This is a genomic window from Bradyrhizobium sp. (assembly GCF_019244115.1).
Taxonomy (GTDB): domain Bacteria; phylum Pseudomonadota; class Alphaproteobacteria; order Rhizobiales; family Xanthobacteraceae; genus Bradyrhizobium.
The window spans coordinates 12066-30704 of record NZ_JAFATE010000227.1; the positions used below are offsets into that span (position 1 = coordinate 12066).

The window sequence follows — 18639 nt, forward strand, 5'->3', positions numbered from 1 at the left end:
CCACTATCGAAACGGGCGACACGCCAAGCGCGCGTGGCGGATCGAACAGCGCACAGACCCATCGGGCCGGTGCAAGCGACGCCTTGTAACAGTCGCTCAGAATCAAGTCTATCCCCGCCTGAACCACAACGCAGAAAAGTCCACGATTGTGCGTGAACCCTTGGTTTCAGCCTCCTATTTCACAACCGCGACCATGGGTTGTGTCTGTCTCCGCGGCAGTGCCGGAGTTCACGCCTGCGATCTCCGGCGTCACACGCTCTCAACCGGCTCCAGCGGCAGCGGCTGCAGGCCCCCGAAGCGGCGCTCGCGACGCGAGAACGAGGAGAGCGCGTCCGCAAGATCGTCGGCATCGAATTCGGGCCACATCCGATCGGTGAAATGCAGCTCGGCATAGGCCCCTTCCCACAACAGGAAGTCCGAGAGGCGCTTCTCGCCCGAGGTGCGGATGATCAGGTCGACGTCGCGCAGGCCGACCTCGCCGGTGACGAGATCGGAAAAATTTTCGCGTGTGAGTTCGCCCAACGTGTGCGCGCGGGCCGCAGCGCTCAGGATCGCATCGCGCGCCGAATAGTCCACCGCGATTCGCAAATGCAGCGCCGCGCCCTGCGCGGTCGAGGCTTCCGCCCTGCCGATCGCGGCCGCGATGCCTTCCGGCAGGCGGTCGCGGCGCCCGATCACGGTCAGGCGGACGCCGTTGCGGACCAGGGCCTCGACCTCGCTCGCGAGATAGAAGCGCAGCAGCGCCATCAGCGCGGCGACCTCGGCCCTGGGCCGCCGCCAATTGTCGACCGAGAAGGCATAGAGCGTCAGCGTGCCGACGCCCTGCTTCGGCGCCGCCTCGACGATGCGACGGATCGCCTCGACGCCGGCTTCGTGCCCGCGCACGCGCGAGAGCCCACGCCGGGTGGCCCATCGCCCGTTGCCATCCATGATGATGCCGACATGCAGCTTATCGGGCAGCTGATCCTTTTGGCCGGCGGATGGTTTGGGAGAGAGACTACTTTGCATCGCAAAGCTCCAGCGCAAAACAATGAAGGGTGGTTCGGTTCAGGTCGGCAGGATGCCGAGGCGCGACAGGGTCGAAGCCTCCTTGCCGGCCGCCTTCGCCGCATCGCGGACCAGCCGCTCGAGGACGGCGAGATAGTCCAGGAAGCGGCGACGTCCCGCCTTGGTGAGGCGGCAGGTGGTGTGTGGACGATTGCCCTCGTACCCCTTCGTGACTTCGACCAGACCGGCCTCCTGCAGCACCTGCAGATGGCGGCTGAGATTGCCGTCGGTCAGTCCGCACAACTGCTTGAGGTCGGCGAAGGCCAGTCCCTTGGGATGCGCCATCAACGAGGTCAAAAGGCCGAGCCGCGCCTTCTCGTGAATCACGCGGTCGAGGCCGTCATAAGAGAACGGCGCGCTGTCAGGTTTCGGCATCGTCATCTCCGGACGCAAAATACAGGATCGTGGCCATCAGCGACTGGCCGAACGCGAATGGCAGGCCCATGGTCCAGGGTGACAGCGCGTGACTATGACTTGCCAGAATGAGCACCGAGAACCCGGACAGGAAGTAGAACGCGCCCCCGAGCGCGATCGTGCGCGGCAGCGAACGCACTGATGCGAACACGCCGAGCGACACCAGGATCTGCCAGAGACCGGGCAGGATCCACAATGTTTCCGGCGCGAACTTGCCGAGCATTACGGCAAGCAGGATTCCGGCGATGCCCGCCGGCAAGGACTGCTCCACCGCCTGGTGGATCATGGCGTCGGCGAGACCGGAATGGTGCCGGCGCGAGCGGGCCTGCATCTCGACCCAGATCATCAGGGCCGAGAGCAGCGCCGCGGCCGCCCAGCCGCAGAAGAAGGTCAGGGGATGGCCGGAGGGATCGTCAAGCCAGAAATATTGCAGTACGGCGGTCAGCAGCGCGACGCCGCCGGTCGCCGCCATTGCCGCCGGTCCATAGCCGCGGAATGCGGTTCCGGCGGCCAACTGGCTGCGGATTGCGATGATATCGGCCAAGGCCTTGTCGAGATCGCGCATCGTTTTCGAATCTCCGACTTTGCAATGCAAAGTATACGGGATGACAAAGCAAAGGCAAGCCCGCCTGCTGAGAAAGACGCAAGACCGCGGCGCTCGGCACGGAACCCGCTGGCGGCCGGCCGCAACCACTCAAGGTTGCTTTCTCCGCCGCTCCTCCGGTAGAATAAGCCGGGTGTGCTGCTGGGGGGCTCGCATGATCAGGGCGTTTCTCGTTGCGTGTGTCGTTCAGGTTGCGATCACGACCGCCGCCGGCGCGGCCGGTCCCTACGGCATGATCCGTGTCGGCAACTGGATGGGAGGCGCCTATACCAACGACACCAATGGCACGTTTTCACATTGCGCCGCCGGTTCCGATTACGAGAGCGGAGTCTCGCTGATCGTCAGCCAGACCACGACCGGCTCCTGGCTGCTCGGCTTCGCCAGTCAGAGATTCAGCTTCAAGCAGGGCGACGCGCTTCCGATCGACGTCATGTTCGACGGCCAGTCCCAGGCCAGGCTGTTCGCGAACGCCAACACCTCCGTCATGGTGTCCGCGATCCTTCCGCCGAACGTCGCGCGCACCTTCCAGAAGGCGAGCCTGATGGTGGCGGTCGCCGGCGGCACGCCCTATCAATTCAACCTGACCTCGACCGGACCATTGCTGGCCGCAATCGCTAACTGCGTAACGCGAGTCAAGGTGGACGGAATCGAAAAGGCCGGCGATTTCACCGTGCCAAAGGCGATCGCCGCAAAATCCGCGTCGCCAGCCGATGCGCCGGGCGGAAGCAGATCGTCCAAGGCGGTGAGCAAGACCGGCACCGGGTTCGTGATCAGTCCGAGCGGCCACATCGTGACCAATCAGCATGTCATCGCGGGCTGCAGCGGCGACATTCGCGGCAACCTGACCGGCGAGCCCGTGATGACGTTGCGCACCGTTTCGAGCGACGAGTCCAACGATCTCGCGCTGCTGCAGGCGCCGGCCTCCGCCTCGTTCAAGGACTTTGCCAGGATTCGCGACAGGACGATTCGATCAGGTGATTCGGTGGTTGCGATCGGGTTTCCTTATCACGGCCTGCTGACCTCCGACTTCACCGTGACGACCGGCATCGTGAGTTCCCTCAGCGGCATATTGAACGACAGCCGTTTCCTGCAGATCAGTGCCGCCGTGCAGCCGGGTAACAGCGGCGGGCCGCTGCTCGACAGCAATGGCCTGATCGTGGGCATGGTCGCCGCCAAGATCGATGCAATGCGGTTCGTCCGCGCCACTGGCAACATTCCTGAAAACATCAATTTTGCGATCAAGACCGGCGCGATCCGGGACTTTTTGGACAACAGCGTCGTGCCCTACGAGACCGGTGCCGGCAAAGGCGACCTCAAGACCCCGGAGATCGCCGGCGCCGCACGGGCCTACACGATGCTGATTTCCTGCACCGCGACCGAACAGGCCGAGAGCGCGAAGCGGTAGCGCGCACCCGCACCAAAAACGTGAATGGCCGGGACGACGCCCGGCCATGACTGTTTCGAACGGTACCATCGCGCGGCCGTGCTGCTCCCAGCTCAGGCCCGGCAGCTGACCGTGACTTGGGCCCTAGTAGGTACCGTAACGGTCCACTGGCGGATAGGCCGGCAGCCCCTGCCGGACGCGTGCGAACGCCACGACGGGATTGACGTTGCAATAGAGGCCACGCCCTGAGGCCGAGGCCTCGCACTGGCTGTAGGTCGCATAGTTGCAGTCGCCGGGATAGCCGACACCGCGGCCCTGCGCGCACCAGGGATAGACGTGCTCGCCAAAATAATAGTCGGCCAGCGGCGAACGGTTGTTGCGCGCGTCTGCGGCGACCGTCGTCATGGCCGTTGCCGATAACACCAGGATGGCCGTCATCAGTTTGCGCATGATCTTGTTCCTTTCTCCATATGAAGTCGTCAATCGCTCGAATTACAGCGCGCCAATTCCAGAACTGATGTGACGAATCTCACATCCGCGACCGCCGATCTGCGCCTTGCCTTTACGAATGTCGGATCCAAGCCACACCAGGTTTCAAAATCCTGCCAGTGTCGTTCGGTCCTGGTCTTCGTGAGCGAGCCCACGGCAACATGACATGAATGTCAGAAACCGGGACACGCGACGATATCAGATTCAACGCGCGCGGTCCCTTAACTTTATTCAACCTTCAGGCCGGCAAATTCCACCACCTTCTTCCATTTCTCGGTCTCGGCCTTGATCATGTCGCCGAAAGCTTCCGGCGATTGAATCAAGGGTTCGCCGCCAAGCTCGACCAGGCGCTTGCGCAACTCCGGCTCCGCCAAAGTTGCATTGATCTCCTTGTTCAGCTTGTCGATGATCTCTCTGGGCGTATCTTTTGGAGCGCCAATGCCGAACAGCGCGCTCGCCTCGTAGCCCGGAACCGTTTCCGCAATCGCCTGCACCTCCGGCAACTGCGGCGAACGTTCTGCCGTCGTGACGCCCAGCGCGCGCAGGGAACCGGCGCGGATGTGTTGGATGATCGAGGGCATGTTGTCGAAAATCACCTGCACCTGGCCGGCCAGCAAATCGGTGATCGCCGGCGCTGCGCCCCGATAGGGCACGTGCTGCATTTTCGCGTCCGTCATCGCCATGAACATCTCGCCGGACAGATGCACCGATGTCCCGTTGCCGGAGGAGGCCATGTTCACTTTGCCGGGATTGGCCTTCACATACGCGATGAACTCGGCGACATTCTTGGCCGGCACGTCCTTGTTCACCGTCATCACGTTGGGCACGCGGTTGAAGGAGGCGATGGGCGCGATGTCGCGCACGAAGTTGAACCTCAAATTGGCATAAAGCGAGGTGTTGATGTAGTTGGCGGGATTGACCAGCAGCACCGTGTAGCCATCCGGGTCGGCCTTGACGACGGCTTCGGTGCCGATGTTGTTGCCCGCGCCCGGCTTGTTCTCGACGATGAATTGCTGACCGAGCCGTTCCGACAGCCGCTGCCCGATCAGCCGGGCCAGAATATCGGTCGCGCCGCCCGGCGGATAGCCCACGATGAAGCGCACCGGCCGCGTCGGATAGTCGGCCGCCGCAGCCTGCCGCAGCGGTGCCAAAAGAAAGGAAAAGCCACCTGCTGCCATTTCCAGCGCGGCACGCCGTGAAATCATGTCCAGTTTCTCCCGAATTTCGTTATCCTTGAATTGCTTGCGGACGGCGTTGTAACAAGCAAAGTGCAGGGCGGAAAGCATGGTCGGCGCACGCGACCCATGCTCTGGGACGATAGGGATCATCCATGCCGGTCAAGGTTCATGCGCTCGACCATCTCGTCATCAACGTCGCCGACGTGGCGCGCAGTGCGGAATGGTACCAACGGGTTTTGGGCATGGAGGTCAGGGTGTTCGACCCGGGTCAGGGCAAAACGCCACGGACCTCCCTGGTTTTCGGCAACCAGAAGATCAACGTGCGGCCGAAAGACGCTGACAAGGAGGACTGGTTCACTGCCGATCATGAAGCCGCTGGCAGCGACGATCTCTGCTTTCTCACCTCCAGCACGCCTGACGAGGTGGTCGCGCATCTTGCCGCCCAGGGAATCAGGATCGAGGAAGGCCCGGTCGCCAAACAGGGCGCCCGCGGTACGCTGCGCTCGGTCTATTGCCGCGATCCCGACGGCAGCCTGATCGAGATTTCGTCATATGACGACGGCGCCTCGTAACGTTCGAGCACACATTCATGCCGTTCGCCCTGACCGTGAAGAGCCTCGACGTGACGGCCAACGCGATCATGTCGCTGTGGGATCAGGCCAGCGCCTTCGAGGACTTTCCGTCAATGCGCGCCCTGAACTACCCGCCGCACATCACCTTCGCCATCTACAGTTCGCCGGCTCCCAGCGACCAGGCCGCGATCGCCATATTGGAGCGGGTGGCCGAAGGAAGGCCGGCCATTGAACTGTCGTTCGATCGGATCCGGACGTTCGACGGACCGCCGCTGGTTTTGTGGGCCGATCCCGAGCCGAAAACGGCCTTGCGTGACATTCACGATCAGATTCATGCCGCCATCGATCCCGGGCTTTGCCACCCGCACTACAGGCCGGGAAGCTGGGTTCCGCATTGCACGCTGGCGATGCGCATCTGTGCCGACCGCAACACGGATGCGCAGGCGTTCGCCAATGCGTTTTGTGGCGGTCTGCGCGTCACCTTCGATATCATCGATTGCGTGAGACTCGAACCGTTGAACGTGGCGGCTGAGTCGCGCCTGCGCTCAGCCGTGACGAAAAAATCATGAGAGGGAGGAAGGCGATGCGCGTCGGCGGGCTTTGTGGAACCAACTCTTTACGATCGATCTGCGGATTTGCGTTCGCCATCGCGGTGAGCGCCGCCTCTGCCCAGGGCGTCGACACCGTGCTGTTCAACGGCAAGGTCATGACCGTGGATACGGAGTTTTCGATTCGCGAGGCCGTGGCGATCGCGGACGGCAAGGTATTTGCGACCGGTACGACTGAGGCCATCAAGAAGCTTGCGGACGGGCACACGCGGCTGATCGATCTCGGCGGCCGGACCGTGATCCCGGGCCTCACGGATGGCCATATCCACGGCGTGCGCGCCGCGCTCACCTTCGGCACCGAGGTCAACTGGATCGGCGTGCCGAGCCTGAAGGAGGCGCTCGAAAAAATCCGGCAGGCCGCCGCGGCGCAGCCGGCCGGATCCTGGATCGTTGTCGCCGGCGGCTGGACCGAGGAGCAGTTTTCCGAAAAGCGCCGGCCGTCGCCGCAGGAGGTTGCGGAGGCCGCGCCGCAAAATCCCGTCTACATTCAGCATCTCTACGATTGGCTGCTCCTGTCACCGAAGGCGATGGAGACGCTGAACATCCATGGCGATGACGACGTCACCCCTGGCGGCAAGCTCGAGCTCGGCGCCGACGACAAGCCGACAGGCGTCATCGTTGCCGGCGGCAGCGCGCTGGGCAAGATCTTTGACAAGCTGCCAAAGCCGACGCTGGCGCAGCAGGTCGAGGGCTCCAAGAAATTCTTCCGCGAGATGAGCTCCCTCGGCATCACCGGCATCGTCGACGGCGGCGGCGTCAGCATGTATCCGGCGAGCTATCAGGCCGTCTTCAAGCTGTGGCACGACAAGGAGCTCACGGTCCGCGTCGCCTACCACCTCTGCGCGCCAAAACCGGGCAGCGAGCTCGCCGACCTGCAAAACCTGACGCAACTGCTGCCGCAAGGGTTTGGCGACGACATGCTGCATTTCAACGGGCCCGGCGAAATCCTGATCTGGGCCGACTGGACCGACGGCGACATCACGCCGGACGGCAAGGCAAAGCTCGCCGAGCTTCTGCGCTGGGCCGCCGCCAAGGGCTACACCATCCAGCTGCACTGGAATCCCGACCGCACGGTGCACGATCTGCTCGACGTGATCGAGGACATCAATCGCGACTATCCCATTGCAAAGCTGCGTTGGACTGTCCTGCACCTCTACAACGCGTCAGACGACAATCTGAAGCGGATGAAATCGCTCGGGCTGATCTGGGGTGTGCAGGACGGGCTCTATTTCGGCGGCGAGCGGCTGCAGCAGGAGGTCGGCGTCGAGCGCGCGCGGGACATGCCGCGGATCGCAACGGCGCTCAAACTCGGGCTCGTGGTGGCCGGCGGCACCGATGCGCATCGGGTGTCGTCCTATAATCCGTTCGTGTCGCTGCAATGGTATCTCGACGGCACCACGATCGGCGGCGTCACGACGCGTGGCGAAGCCGAGGCGCCGAGCCGCCGCCAGGCGCTCGAGATGTACACCAAAAATCCGGCCTTCATGGCCAATGACGATAGCTGGCGCGGCACGCTGGAGGCGGGCAAGGCCGCCGATCTTGCCGTGCTCACGGCCGATTACATGACCGCGCCCGTGAAGGAGGTCGGCAAGATCCGCTCGCTCCTCACCATGGTGGGCGGCCGCGTCGTTCATGCCGAAGGGCCGTTTGCGGCACTGCTGCCGCCGACGAAGCAATAGGCGCCAGCAGAAGCTGCGGTGTAGGATGGGCAAAGCGAAGCGTGCCCACCATCGAGCCGCGCTGCGGATATGTGGTGGGCACGGCGCGAAGACGCGCCTTTTGCCCACCCTACACTCCGTCATTGCGAGCGAAGCTCCGGAGCTTCGCTCCTCGAATGACGAAACAAGCGGACCGGCCGCTCAATTCAGCTCGAACCGGATCGGCAATCGCTTCGGTCCGTTGACGAACACGGCCTGCGTCATGACGGGCTCGCCGTCGAGCGAGATCGACTTCAGCCGCGGCAGCAGCTCCTCGAACAGGATGCGCATCTCGAGCTTGGCGAGATATTGTCCGAGACAGAGATGCGCGCCATAGCCGAACGCGATGTGCCGGTTCGGCTTGCGCTCGCAGCGGAAGCGGTAAGGCTCGTCAAACACCTCTTCGTCGCGATTGGCCGAGGCGTAGCACAGCATCAGCCAGTCGCCTTTCGCGATCCCGCGGCCGCCGAGTTCGGTGTCCGCGGTGGCGCTCCGCATGAAATGCTTGACCGGGCTCATCCAGCGGATCGCCTCGTCGACCAGCCCCGGGATCAGCTCGGGATTGGCCCTGACCATCGAAAACTGCTCGGGATCCTCGGCGAGCGCCCAGATCGCGCCCGCGGTCGAGGACGATGTGGTATCGTGACCGGCGGTCGCGACAATGATGTAATAGCTTGCAGCATCGTGCTCCGGCAGATAATCGTCATTGATCCTGGCGTTGGCGATGACGGTTGCAAGGTCGTCGCGCGGATGACGGCGCCGGTCCTCGGTGATGCCGCGAAAATAGCTGGAAAAGTCATTGATCACCGCCTGCAGCATCATGGCGATCTGTTCCGCCGTCAGCTGCTCCCTGATCCGTGCCTTGTCCGGATCCTGCGAGCCGAACAGCTCCTGCGTCAGGCGCAGCATGCGCGGCTCGTCCTTCTCCGGAACGCCGAGGATCTCCATGATGACATGCAGGGGGTAGCCGAGCGCGACGTCGGCGACGAAATCGCATCGCCCATCCTTTGCGATCATCCGTTCCACGGTGGCGCGGGCGATCTGGCGGATGCGCGGCTCGAACTTCGCGACATTGGCAGGCATGAACCAGCCCTGCGTCAGCGCCCGATATTTCGGATGATCCGGCGCATCCATCTGCACCAGCGAACGCACCAGGTTCGACCCACCGGTGATCTGGCGCACGCGCGCCTCAAACGCCATCGTCGACAGCGTCGTCGGCCGGTCGGCGTTGTGAAACAGCTCGTTCTGGCGGCTGATGGCCGCGATATGCGCGTGCCTGGTGACGACCCAGAACGGCGCATATCCGTCCGGCCGCGCGATGCCGAGCGGATTGTTGGCGCGCAGCCAGCGATAGGCGTCGTGGATGCGGGCATCGGCATAGGCAGTGGGATCGATCAGCGTCGCCGCGATATCGGCGGGAATGTCGAGATCCTCGTTCGAGGTGGCCGTCGCATCCATGAGGGCTCCTTGCGCGAATACGAAAGCTGCGCTGGCGGCCGTTCGGGCGGTGCCGGTCGCGTCCCATTGTCTCCGAAATGGCCGACGATGCAACGCTGCTTCGCGCGCGGAAGCAATGCGCTTCCGTTCCAGATTGCACTGCAGGTCAAGACATCGATCGTGCGCGGACGCCGGCGATCGCGACCGCTTAGGCGGTGCCCATCGCCACCGGGCGGAATGCCTGCAGGAGCTGCTGGTCGAGCTTGGCGCCCATCGATTCCATGATCGCAAAGGCACGGTCACGGCTGAACGGCAGGCGATAGGCCCGCTTCTCCACCAGCGCCGAATAGACGTCGACGATGGTGATCAGGCGCACGATGTCGCTGATCCTTTCCCCGCGCAAGCCATGCGGGTAGCCCGAGCCGTCGAGGAACTCGTGGTGATGCAACACGACATCGAGCATCTCAAGCGGGAAGCCACCCTGCTGCATCAACGCCTGCTGTCCGCGAACGGGATGCTGGCGCAGTTCGGCGATTTCCTCGGCCGTCAGCTTGCCCTGCTTGTCCAGGATGTCGCGGGCGATGAACGCCTTGCCGACATCGTGCAACAGCGCGGCGCGCACCAGCCGCCGCTGATCGTCCTCGCGCATGCCGAGATGCTGGGCGAAGGCCACCGCAAAGCCGGTCACGTACAGGCAATGACGATAAGTGTCGACATGGTGACAGCCGACCGCAGTCAGCCATTCCCGCAGCGAGCAATGCCTGATCGCCTTGAGGATCTTCTTCTCCGCCGCGATCACGTCGTTGAGCGTCAAGGCTTCGCCGGTCGGAAGCCGTTCGAAAATCCTGACCATCACCTCATGCGCCGCCGCCACGCCCGCGTTCAGCATCTTGCCGCGATCGGTCGCGTCGTAGATCTCGCTGTCGGGGAAAGCGGCGCGAATGCGCTGCAGGACGTCTTCGGGATCGAAAGGCCGCGCGATCGTATCGGTCGCGCCCAGTGCCCAGGCCTGCATCGAGGCGTGATGCAGCGCTTCGGCGAGAACGAACAGCCGCGGCACGCCGTTATAGGCCTCGTTCCGCAGCTTGTTGCGGACCCGCTGCACGCTCTGCGGCGAACGCAGGTTGATGTCGACGACCACGCCCGAGAAGCGGCCGTCCGGCCGGTCGGGGATTGCGTCGGTCGGCAGGACATCGACATCGCCGACCGATCTCAGAATGCTTGCGACTTCACTGGAGTGGTCGCTGCGATCCGACGCAAGCAGCAGATGGCGCTTGGTCGAGGATTGTTTCGCGGTCGCTGTCATGTCCCCTGCTCGCTGCCGGCGGTCGTCAGTTGAACTTAGCCGACGACACCTTCAGTCCGACTTAACAGAGATCCTCAAGATTCTACCTTCTGGCGATCCTACAAGTTTAACAAAACCCATCCGCGAAGCCGGCCGTCGAATAAGTGCAATTTTAAACAAAACCGCCGGAGGTGAACCTCCGGCGGCTTGCAGTTCGCAATCGGGGAACGGAATCAGGCCTTCATCGCCGCCTTCACCGCCTCCGCCGTGATCGGCAGCTCGCGCACGCGCGCACCACAGGCATTGAAGACCGCATTGCCGATGGCCGGCGCAACCACGGTCACCGCCGGCTCGCCGACACCCGTCGCATGCTCGCCATTGGCGATCACGGCGACGGCGACCTCCGGCATCTGGCTCATGCGCAGCGGCGTGTAGCTGTCGAAGTTGGTCTGCTCGATGCCACCGTTCGCCAGCGTCGCTTTTTCGTACATCGCCAGCGACAATCCCCACAGCGCCGCGCCCTCGACCTGGGCACGGATGTTGTCGGGATGCACCTGGGTGCCGACATCGGTTGCCACCGTCAGCTTCTTCACCTTGACGCCGCCTGAGGAGTCGACCGCAACATGGGCCACGCAGGCGGTCCAGCTTGCGGTCTTGCGCTCCTGCGAGGAAACGCAGGCGACGCCCATGCCCTCGCCTTTCGGCAGCTCCTTGGTGCCGTAGCCGGCAAGCCCCATCGCGGCGAGCAGCGTATTGCGCAGACGTTGCGCGCCACCGGTGTTGTCGCCCTTGCCGTCGAGCAGCTCGATGCGGAACTGCGCCGGATCCTTGCCCGCCTGATGCGCGAGCTCGTCGATCATGCTTTCTACCGCCCAGAACGTCCAGCCCGGTGCGACCGACCGCAGCTGGCCCGACGGGGTGGCATTGTGCGCCATCTCGTTCTTGATCGCCCGCACGTAGTGGTTGGGCACGGTGTAGAAGAAGTCCGCACCATTCACCGTGAAGGAGTCGAGCGGACCCTTCTTGTCGACCGAGGGCGTCAGGAAATCGGGGATTCCCCAGCGCGCGGTCGGCCAGGCCGAGACTACGTCGTGGCTCATCGCGATCAGCTTGCCATCGCCGTCGAGACCGGCCTTGATCTTCTGGTAGGTCAGGGGTCGCGAGAAATCCATCGTCATATCATTTTCGCGCGAGTAGATGACCTTGACCGGCTTGCCGACCGCTTTCGCCGCCTGCACCGCCGGCACCATCATGTCGGCATCGAGCCTGCGGCCAAAACCGCCGCCGAGCCACATCTGGTGCATCACGACATATTTCGGATCTATCCCGGCAGCCCCTGCGGCGATCGCGCCGGAGCGCGTCGCAAACTGGTTGCCGGAGTAGACGTGCAGGATGTCGCCCTTGAACTCGGCGGTCGCGTTCATCGGCTCCAGCGGAGCATGGATGTTGATGTTGGTGGTGTATTCCGCCTCCACCACTTTTGCTGCCGAGCCGAGCGCCGCGCTCGGATCGCCGTCTTTCACAAAATACTGGCCGGAATCGTCCTGCGCCTGCAGCCGCTTGGCCTCGTCGAGCAGCGACTGGCTCGACAGTTTTGCGTTGGGACCGCCATCATAGCTGATCTTGAGCGCATCCGCCGCCTTGCGAGCCTGGGCATAGGTGTTGGCCACTGCGACCACCCAACCGGTCGTCGTAGCAGTCTTGTCGTCGAGGGTCACGGCCTTGATGAAGCCCGGCACCTTCTTGGCCTCAGTGTCGTCGACCGACTTCACCGTCGCGCCATAGCGCACCGGTGGCGTCACTACCTTGCCGTACACCATGCCCGGCAGCATCACGTCGATGCCGTATTTGGCGGCGCCGCGAGTCTTGTCGGGAATGTCGAGCTGCGGCACCGAGACGCCGATCAGAGTGTACTGGTCGGGCGTCTTCAGCGTGATCGACTTGAGCTCGTCTGGCGTAAAGGTTTTCGTCGCCTTGCCGCTCTTGACGATCTGCGCGAACGTCATCGACCTCTTCGACTTCGGATGCGAGATCACGGAGTCGCGAACGACGAGCTCGTTTGCCGGCACGCCCATTGCGCCTGCTGCCGCCTCCGTTAAGGCAATTCGACCCGCGGCGCCTGCACGGCTCATCGCCTCAAAATTCATCATCGTCGACCAGCTGCCGCCCGTGATCTGCGCCCCCAGCACGGGGTCATTGAACTTCGGATCGTTGGAGGCGAGTTGAACGCGCATGTCCTTCCAGTTGGCGCCGAGTTCCTCGCAGACGATCTGCGCCATGGTGGAGGCGATGTGCTGACCCATATCGGCCTTGCCGCAAGTCACGGTGACGATGCCGTCGGGCGCAATCGCGTACCAGACCGAGGGCTCGAAATTGCTGGCTGCTGCGGTCGCGGCCAGCGCTTCGCCCGCACCGGGAATCGCCGAATAGCCGAGCACGAGGCCGGTCGCGGCGGTGCCGACCAGGAATGAGCGGCGGCTCAGATCGGTGGCTTCACCGCTTTGGATTTTCACGTGCGTATTCATGTGGCCCTCCGCTCGGTCGCAGTGTTGGAGGCAGTCCGCATTTCCGATGCTGCGCGCAAAATCGCCTTCTGGATTCGCGAATAGGTCATGCAGCGGCAGAGATTGCCGTCCATGTGGGCGACGATCTCCTCCCTGGTCGGATTGTTGTTCTTCGCAAGCAGCGACGCCGCCTGCATGATCTGCCCGGACTGGCAGTAGCCGCATTGCGGCACCTGCTCGGCGATCCAGGCTTTTTGCAGCGGATGGTCGCCCTTGGCGGAGAGGCCTTCGATGGTGGTGATCTTCTTGCTGACCACATCGCTCACCAGGGTCTGGCACGATCGCACCGCCTCGCCGTTGACATGAACGGTGCAGGCGCCGCACAGGCCCGCGCCGCAGCCGAATTTGGTGCCGGTCATCTGCAATTGCTCGCGGATGGCCCAGAGTAACGGCGAATCGCCCGCCGCATCGACGGACATGTTATGTCCGTTGATATTCAGAGTAGCCATTGTTTCTTCCCCTGCCGGTGCATGGAGCCGCTTACGGCGGCAACTCACTTTTGGGTAGCTGGCACCCACCGGGTCGATGCCAGCCTTGCGCGCGAGAATGATCGCGTTCGCTTGACCGTGCAACGGACCTACGAGGAAATTTGCGTTGTGCGTTGCGGCAGCCACCCTTTTCGTTCGACAGTCGAACGGGACAGCCCATGCGCGGCCGCATGGACCTCTGCCCAAAGCCCGGTTTCCAGGAGGTAACTGATCACGCTACATGGTCGGCAAGCGGACCGTAACTCGAAAAGCAAGAAGCGCAGGCTCCGAAACTGCGGTGCCCGTGACCGATCAGCCGCAGGCTTCGATTGACGCGGCCCCGACATTCCTGGGATAGCTTGCCGAGGCTGTGTAAGAGGTTGGCTCGATGATGATGAGGATCGCCACCGCTGCCCTCGTCGCGACTGTGACGTTTGCGGGGCAGAAGGCCGCCAAGGCCGGAACCTTCACCGATCACGCCCTGCCACCCGACGGCCGCCCGCCCTTCACCGCGACCTTGTCGAACAACACGCCGCTCGTCATCGGAATGAATGTCGAGGACACTTCCCGGGCGCTTGGACAAGCCTTGCACTACGTCGGCGGCCCGCCGCGCGCGGAAATCTATCTCGCCTTGCGCAGTCTCGGCGGCAGCGGGCTGATCAACCACCACGACCGGCTGTTTCTGCAATTCAGGAACGGACGGCTGACCGGATGGAAAGCGGACTATGGCCAGAACTGGATGTGGCGATAGCCGCTCCCCTTTTCAGCCCATCCCGAAGATTCTCAAACACCAACCTCGAACTGATGGATGATGACAAGGTGGGACAGGATATCAGGCTGAAGGCTTCGGATGGTTTTGAACTCGGCGCCTACTACGTCGATCCAAGCGGGACGCCGAAAGGCGCCATCGTCGTGATCCAGGAGATTTTTGGCATCAACCATCACATCCGCAGCGTTTGCGACCGCCTCGCGGCAGAGGGCTATGTTGCGATCGCGCCTTCGATCTTCGACCGCATCGAGCCCAATTTCACCTCGGGTTATTCGCCGGATGAGATCGCGAATGCCCGCAAATTCGTCGCCAATCCAGACTTTCCCGCAATGCTGCGCGACATCCAGGCAGCGATCGATGCGGTAAAAGATAAGGGTCCCGTTGGCATCATCGGCTTCTGCCTCGGCGGCAGCATTGCCTATGCCGCCGCCACCAAACTCTCCGGGCTTTCAGCCGCGGTCGGCTATTATGGCGGCGCGATCGTGCGCTTTGCCGACGACAAGCCTGCGTGCCGACGCAATTGCATTTCGGCGAGAAGGATGCGGGCATTCCCCTGAGCGACGTCGAGACGATCAAAGCCAAGCGGCCGGAAGTCGAGGTCTTCGTCTATCCCGGCGCACAGCACGGCTTCCATTGCGACGAGCGTGCCAGCTATGACAAGGCCAGCGCCGAAATCGCCTGGCCGCGCAGCCTGGCGTTCTTTGCGAAGCACCTGCACCAGTAGTTTAGCCACGTCATTCCGAAGCGGTGCGAAGCACCGAACCCGGAATCTCGAGATCCCGGGTTCGCTCGTTTCACTCGCGCCCCGGGATGAGGAAGGACTTCGTCGTTCGTCAGAACCAGCGCTCGCCGATCTGCACGGTATCGCCGGGTCCGATCGGCGTGCCCATCGGCACCGTGATGCGCGAGGTGCCGGAGGCATCGGTGTGCGTGAGCGTGACGTAGTCGCGCCGAGCGCGCGGGGAGAAGCCGCCGGCGATCGCCACCGCGCTCTCGACTGTCATGTTCGGCACGTAGGGATATTGGCCGGGCGCGGCGACTTCGCCGAGAATGAAGAACGGCCGATAGGCCTCGACCTCGACAGCCACCGACGGTTCGCGGATATAGCCGTTGCGCAAGCGCGCGGTGATGTCGGCGGCAAGGCCCGCCGGCGTGCGGCCGCGTGCCGGCACGTGACCGATCAGCGGCATGGTGATCGCGCCGGACGCATCGAGCATATAGGTGTTGGTCAGGCCCTCCTGGCCATAGACCACGATGCGAAGCTTGTCGCCGGCATCGAGATGGTAGGCGGCGGGGACCGGCGCGGCGGCGGGCGCAGGCGGAGCGGCATAGACGACGGCGGGAGCGGGGGACGGTGCGCGGAGCGAGGCGGAGGAGAAACCGGCGCGCAACGCGCTGATCGCTCCACCACCGCTGTTGTCTGCGGCGGCGGGGGCAGGGGTCGGCGGCGGGCCATAGGCCATCGCATCGAGGTCGCTTCTCGGCTGCATCGATGCTGTGGGCGAGCCGGTCTGCATGCAGCCCGACAGCGCAAGTGCCGTCATGGCAGCCATCATCGGCAATTGAAACGCGCGCCCACGCACCGGATTAAGCCCTCGAAGAGACCACTCCAGTTCTGCGCCCGTTATAGTTAAGAAACGGTTTTCGAGGTCGTCTCCGTCACCCGTCGACGCTTTGGCAAGTGACCAGATGCGGATGCTTCCGTTCCGATTCAATCGGAACGGAAAAGGCTCTAGGCGCCGACACCGACGCCGATCGGACAGGACACGCCGGTGCCGCCGAGCCCGCAATAGCCGGCCGGATTCTTGGCCAGATATTGCTGGTGATAGTCCTCGGCGAAATAGAACGGTCCCGAGGGCGCGATCTCGGTCGTGATGCCGCCAATGCTCTTCGCTGACAGCGCCTTCTGATACGCCGCCTTCGAGGCTTCCGCGGCCACTCGCTGCGCGTCGCTGAAGGTATAGATCGCGGACCGATACTGGGTGCCGACATCGTTGCCCTGACGCATGCCTTGCGTCGGGTCGTGATTCTCCCAGAACGTCTTCAGCAGCTTCTCGTACGGAATCTGCTTCGGATCGAACACCACGCGCACCACCTCAGTATGTCCGGTGCGCCCGGAGCAGACTTCCTCATAGGTGGGGTTGGGCGTGTGCCCGCCGGCATAGCCGACGGCGGTCGTGTAGATGCCGTCGCCGAGTTCCCAGAATTTCCGTTCGGCGCCCCAGAAGCAGCCAAGCCCGAACACGGCCTGTTCCAGGCCCTGCGGATAAGGCGGCTGCAGCGGGCGGCCATTGACGAAATGGCTGGTGGCAGTGGGGATCGGCTCGGAGCGGCCGGGCAGCGCCTCGGCGGCGCTCGGAACGACGGTGGATTTGCGCATGAACAACATGGATGACCTCCAGGCGGCACATCAGGCTGATGCCTCGGATCGAGCCTCGACCGCGCCTTTATATAGGTCATTACGCGGCTCGCAGCAGCCTCGTTACGCTGCCTTGTCAGTCCCGCGAATAGCCGATCAGCGGTTTGCGTGGACGGAACAGCAGGATCAGGAGGATACCGAGCACGCCGAGAACGGCGAAGACTGGCTGTTCCAGGACCACCCTGATGACCGAGGTCCAGAGCCACGGCGCCTTGCTTTCCACCCAGGCGCGGAACGCCTGCTGGCTGGACTGGTGAATATCGTTCCAAAACTGACCGAACTGGGTGAAACGCAGGGTCTGGTCGGCGACCCAGCGCGCGCCGTCATAGACCATGAAGATGAAACCACCCGCCAGCAGCAAAAGCCCCACAAGTCGGAAGAAACCGCGGATCATGCATCACCTATTCCTGGGCTATCCTCGTCGCGCCGGATCTCGCAATAATGGGGTGGGAGTGGATATTCAACCGGCTCAGGGAGTTAAGCTGCGCCGCGAGCGCTTCCGAACGCCCCGAAAGCACCGCGAAGGCGTTGACGATGGCAATCCCCCCCTCTATAAGGGCGGCGATGGCGGCGGGCGCAATCCCGCCGCCGCTGTTCTTTGAGCGGCGCCGGGTACCCCGGGCGGATTGGCTTGGTGGCGCACCGGCTGCGGATCGACCGCGGCGGCCGCATTCTCGAGGACACGACAAACCCAGCAGCATCGGTCAGGCGGTTGAGCGACCGGAGCGCGCCAGTACCGCAGATTGCAAGCGAACGGTCACCGCCGAAGGATACTTGAACCATGGCCAATACGACTTCCGCCAAGAAGGCGACGCGCAAGATTGCCCGCCGCACCATGATCAACAAGTCGCGTCGCACGCAGATGCGTGGCGCCGTGCGTCTCGTCGAAGACGCCATCGAGCGCGGCGATCGTGACGCTGCGGTGAAAGCCATGGCGCGCGCGGAACCGGAACTCATGCGCGCGGCACAGCGCAGCATCGTTCACCGCAACACCGCGAGCCGGAAAGTGTCGCGCCTTACGCATCAGATTGCAAAGCTCGCGAAGTGAGACGATCACTGCTTGCAATGTGACACGCGCAAAACTTGAACGCGCCAAAAGCCCGGTCCTGCGCCGGGCTTTTCATTTCTGAAACAGTCTTTCCGGTCTTGTGCTTGCGACGACAGCTGTTGTGCTCGTGACGACACAACGCTCGCTCTCCGTAATTCTACAGGATGGGTTTCACTGCCGCGCAGATTGCAAGAGACCGCTGTGCCGCAGCCCGAAACAACTGCATCGCGCATCCATTAGAAATGGCGCAAATTCGAGGGTTACCCTGAAAAAACAATCGCAAAAAACATCGACTAGATAATTACTTACCCACATAGCGAAGCCAAGCACTTTGAAAACGCGCCCGCGCTCCAGGCAACTTAAAAATTTTATGAAAATTTTTTGCGGCTGCGCAGAGTTTTATGACACGCGGGATTCCTCGCGCGGATTCAAAAACTTGCTTTCTCGCCTTCAGAGGCAACACTGCAACACACGCCAAGAACCGATCCGGGCCCGTGATCAAATGGATTGCGGGAAATCTCCCTTGGTGTATTTCTTAACTCGCTCGCGGCGCCCACGATCTTGAGACCAGCGCGGCTTTAGAAACGGGGCGGACGTGCAAATCGGCGGCGGTGAACACGTTGGCGAGCCTTCCAAGCGATTGTCGAGTCGAAGCTC

General features: G+C 63.1%; 18 protein-coding genes and 1 pseudogene. 7 read left to right on the forward strand and 12 right to left on the reverse strand.

Annotation, left to right across the window (positions count from 1 at the left end):
* Positions 1 to 249 precede the first annotated feature (249 nt).
* The 3 genes from JOZ76_RS10170 to JOZ76_RS10180 are packed head-to-tail and all read right to left on the reverse strand — an operon-like array spanning position 250 to position 2026.
* The gene (locus JOZ76_RS10170; protein WP_291698498.1) at positions 250 to 1008 is read right to left on the reverse strand and encodes a di-trans,poly-cis-decaprenylcistransferase; all 759 of its coding nucleotides are present in this window, start codon (positions 1006 to 1008) and stop codon (positions 250 to 252) included.
* Between the two features lie 39 nt (positions 1009 to 1047).
* Positions 1048 to 1422, reverse strand: a complete 375-nt coding sequence (locus tag JOZ76_RS10175; protein ID WP_291698499.1) for a winged helix-turn-helix domain-containing protein — start codon at positions 1420 to 1422, stop codon at positions 1048 to 1050.
* The gene (locus tag JOZ76_RS10180; RefSeq protein ID WP_291698500.1) at positions 1409 to 2026 is read right to left on the reverse strand and encodes a hypothetical protein; all 618 of its coding nucleotides are present in this window, start codon (positions 2024 to 2026) and stop codon (positions 1409 to 1411) included. Before JOZ76_RS10180 ends, JOZ76_RS10175 begins: the two co-directional genes overlap by 14 nt.
* Before the next feature lie 193 nt (positions 2027 to 2219).
* Between JOZ76_RS10180 and JOZ76_RS10185 the strand changes: the two genes are divergently transcribed.
* A complete protein-coding gene (locus tag JOZ76_RS10185) occupies positions 2220 to 3470 on the forward strand; it encodes a S1C family serine protease (RefSeq protein WP_291698527.1) in 1251 nt (416 codons plus the stop codon).
* 123 nt (positions 3471 to 3593) lie between these two features.
* On the opposite strand, the gene JOZ76_RS10190 is transcribed toward JOZ76_RS10185, so the two are convergent.
* Both JOZ76_RS10190 and JOZ76_RS10195 read right to left on the reverse strand, forming a co-directional pair.
* Positions 3594 to 3899 (reverse strand): DUF3551 domain-containing protein, encoded by a 306-nt coding sequence (locus tag JOZ76_RS10190; RefSeq protein WP_291698501.1) that lies wholly within the window; start codon positions 3897 to 3899, stop codon positions 3594 to 3596.
* A 266-nt stretch (positions 3900 to 4165) separates the two neighbouring features.
* Entirely contained in the window at positions 4166 to 5143 is a 978-nt protein-coding gene (locus JOZ76_RS10195; protein ID WP_291698528.1) for a Bug family tripartite tricarboxylate transporter substrate binding protein, read from the reverse strand.
* A 125-nt stretch (positions 5144 to 5268) separates the two neighbouring features.
* Here JOZ76_RS10195 and JOZ76_RS10200 point away from each other — a divergent pair, with 125 nt between their 5' ends.
* Genes JOZ76_RS10200 through JOZ76_RS10210 form a run of 3 tightly spaced genes read left to right on the forward strand, consistent with a single transcriptional unit; the run spans position 5269 to position 7975 of the window.
* A complete protein-coding gene (locus JOZ76_RS10200) occupies positions 5269 to 5688 on the forward strand; it encodes a VOC family protein (RefSeq protein ID WP_291698502.1) in 420 nt (139 codons plus the stop codon).
* 17 nt (positions 5689 to 5705) lie between these two features.
* A complete protein-coding gene (locus tag JOZ76_RS10205) occupies positions 5706 to 6257 on the forward strand; it encodes a 2'-5' RNA ligase family protein (RefSeq protein WP_291698503.1) in 552 nt (183 codons plus the stop codon).
* Positions 6254 to 7975 (forward strand): amidohydrolase, encoded by a 1722-nt coding sequence (locus tag JOZ76_RS10210; RefSeq protein WP_291698504.1) that lies wholly within the window; start codon positions 6254 to 6256, stop codon positions 7973 to 7975. The genes JOZ76_RS10205 and JOZ76_RS10210 overlap by 4 nt, the downstream gene beginning before the upstream one ends.
* Before the next feature lie 180 nt (positions 7976 to 8155).
* On the opposite strand, the gene JOZ76_RS10215 is transcribed toward JOZ76_RS10210, so the two are convergent.
* The 4 genes from JOZ76_RS10215 to JOZ76_RS10230 form a co-directional block, all read right to left on the reverse strand.
* Positions 8156 to 9451: a cytochrome P450 gene (locus JOZ76_RS10215; RefSeq protein ID WP_291698505.1), complete on the reverse strand. Its 1296-nt coding sequence runs from the start codon at positions 9449 to 9451 to the stop codon at positions 8156 to 8158.
* Between the two features lie 187 nt (positions 9452 to 9638).
* The gene (locus tag JOZ76_RS10220) at positions 9639 to 10736 is read right to left on the reverse strand and encodes an HD-GYP domain-containing protein (protein ID WP_291698506.1); all 1098 of its coding nucleotides are present in this window, start codon (positions 10734 to 10736) and stop codon (positions 9639 to 9641) included.
* A 212-nt stretch (positions 10737 to 10948) separates the two neighbouring features.
* Complete coding sequence (locus JOZ76_RS10225) at positions 10949 to 13240, reverse strand: xanthine dehydrogenase family protein molybdopterin-binding subunit (protein WP_291698507.1); 2292 nt, start codon at positions 13238 to 13240, stop codon at positions 10949 to 10951.
* Positions 13237 to 13728, reverse strand: a complete 492-nt coding sequence (locus JOZ76_RS10230) for a (2Fe-2S)-binding protein (protein ID WP_291698508.1) — start codon at positions 13726 to 13728, stop codon at positions 13237 to 13239. Before JOZ76_RS10230 ends, JOZ76_RS10225 begins: the two co-directional genes overlap by 4 nt.
* Before the next feature lie 409 nt (positions 13729 to 14137).
* Here JOZ76_RS10230 and JOZ76_RS10235 point away from each other — a divergent pair, with 409 nt between their 5' ends.
* Together JOZ76_RS10235 and JOZ76_RS10240 are read left to right on the forward strand one after the other, a co-directional pair.
* On the forward strand, positions 14138 to 14497 hold the full coding sequence (locus tag JOZ76_RS10235; RefSeq protein WP_441300008.1) for a hypothetical protein: 360 nt from the start codon (positions 14138 to 14140) through the stop codon (positions 14495 to 14497).
* Between the two features lie 68 nt (positions 14498 to 14565).
* A pseudogene (locus JOZ76_RS10240) lies at positions 14566 to 15239 on the forward strand (dienelactone hydrolase family protein).
* Between the two features lie 109 nt (positions 15240 to 15348).
* Here JOZ76_RS10240 and JOZ76_RS10245 read toward each other — a convergent pair.
* The 3 genes from JOZ76_RS10245 to JOZ76_RS10255 form a co-directional block, all read right to left on the reverse strand.
* On the reverse strand, positions 15349 to 16068 hold the full coding sequence (locus tag JOZ76_RS10245) for a polysaccharide biosynthesis/export family protein (RefSeq protein WP_366938556.1): 720 nt from the start codon (positions 16066 to 16068) through the stop codon (positions 15349 to 15351).
* A 179-nt stretch (positions 16069 to 16247) separates the two neighbouring features.
* Positions 16248 to 16904, reverse strand: coding sequence for a peptide-methionine (S)-S-oxide reductase MsrA (gene msrA / locus JOZ76_RS10250; RefSeq protein ID WP_291698510.1), 657 nt, complete (start codon positions 16902 to 16904; stop codon positions 16248 to 16250).
* Positions 16905 to 17010: 106 nt separating this feature from the next.
* Entirely contained in the window at positions 17011 to 17328 is a 318-nt protein-coding gene (locus JOZ76_RS10255; RefSeq protein WP_291698511.1) for a hypothetical protein, read from the reverse strand.
* 387 nt (positions 17329 to 17715) lie between these two features.
* Here JOZ76_RS10255 and rpsT point away from each other — a divergent pair, with 387 nt between their 5' ends.
* Complete coding sequence (gene rpsT, locus JOZ76_RS10260; RefSeq protein ID WP_291698512.1) at positions 17716 to 17982, forward strand: 30S ribosomal protein S20; 267 nt, start codon at positions 17716 to 17718, stop codon at positions 17980 to 17982.
* Positions 17983 to 18639 lie beyond the last annotated feature (657 nt).

Excerpts from the sequence above, each read along its gene's own strand:
- JOZ76_RS10170 (WP_291698498.1), bottom strand. The coding sequence starts at position 1,008 with ATGCAAAGTAGTCTCTCTCCCAAACCATCCGCCGGCCAAAAGGATCAG.
- JOZ76_RS10175 (WP_291698499.1), bottom strand. The coding sequence starts at position 1,422 with ATGCCGAAACCTGACAGCGCGCCGTTCTCTTATGACGGCCTCGACCGC.
- JOZ76_RS10180 (WP_291698500.1), bottom strand. The coding sequence starts at position 2,026 with ATGCGCGATCTCGACAAGGCCTTGGCCGATATCATCGCAATCCGCAGC.
- JOZ76_RS10185 (WP_291698527.1), top strand. The coding sequence starts at position 2,220 with ATGATCAGGGCGTTTCTCGTTGCGTGTGTCGTTCAGGTTGCGATCACG.
- JOZ76_RS10190 (WP_291698501.1), bottom strand. The coding sequence starts at position 3,899 with ATGCGCAAACTGATGACGGCCATCCTGGTGTTATCGGCAACGGCCATG.
- JOZ76_RS10195 (WP_291698528.1), bottom strand. The coding sequence starts at position 5,143 with ATGATTTCACGGCGTGCCGCGCTGGAAATGGCAGCAGGTGGCTTTTCC.
- JOZ76_RS10200 (WP_291698502.1), top strand. The coding sequence starts at position 5,269 with ATGCCGGTCAAGGTTCATGCGCTCGACCATCTCGTCATCAACGTCGCC.
- JOZ76_RS10205 (WP_291698503.1), top strand. The coding sequence starts at position 5,706 with ATGCCGTTCGCCCTGACCGTGAAGAGCCTCGACGTGACGGCCAACGCG.
- JOZ76_RS10210 (WP_291698504.1), top strand. The coding sequence starts at position 6,254 with ATGAGAGGGAGGAAGGCGATGCGCGTCGGCGGGCTTTGTGGAACCAAC.
- JOZ76_RS10215 (WP_291698505.1), bottom strand. The coding sequence starts at position 9,451 with ATGGATGCGACGGCCACCTCGAACGAGGATCTCGACATTCCCGCCGAT.
- JOZ76_RS10220 (WP_291698506.1), bottom strand. The coding sequence starts at position 10,736 with ATGACAGCGACCGCGAAACAATCCTCGACCAAGCGCCATCTGCTGCTT.
- JOZ76_RS10225 (WP_291698507.1), bottom strand. The coding sequence starts at position 13,240 with ATGAATACGCACGTGAAAATCCAAAGCGGTGAAGCCACCGATCTGAGC.
- JOZ76_RS10230 (WP_291698508.1), bottom strand. The coding sequence starts at position 13,728 with ATGGCTACTCTGAATATCAACGGACATAACATGTCCGTCGATGCGGCG.
- JOZ76_RS10235 (WP_441300008.1), top strand. The coding sequence starts at position 14,138 with ATGATGAGGATCGCCACCGCTGCCCTCGTCGCGACTGTGACGTTTGCG.
- JOZ76_RS10245 (WP_366938556.1), bottom strand. The coding sequence starts at position 16,068 with ATGGCTGCCATGACGGCACTTGCGCTGTCGGGCTGCATGCAGACCGGC.
- msrA (WP_291698510.1), bottom strand. The coding sequence starts at position 16,904 with ATGTTGTTCATGCGCAAATCCACCGTCGTTCCGAGCGCCGCCGAGGCG.
- JOZ76_RS10255 (WP_291698511.1), bottom strand. The coding sequence starts at position 17,328 with ATGATCCGCGGTTTCTTCCGACTTGTGGGGCTTTTGCTGCTGGCGGGT.
- rpsT (WP_291698512.1), top strand. The coding sequence starts at position 17,716 with ATGGCCAATACGACTTCCGCCAAGAAGGCGACGCGCAAGATTGCCCGC.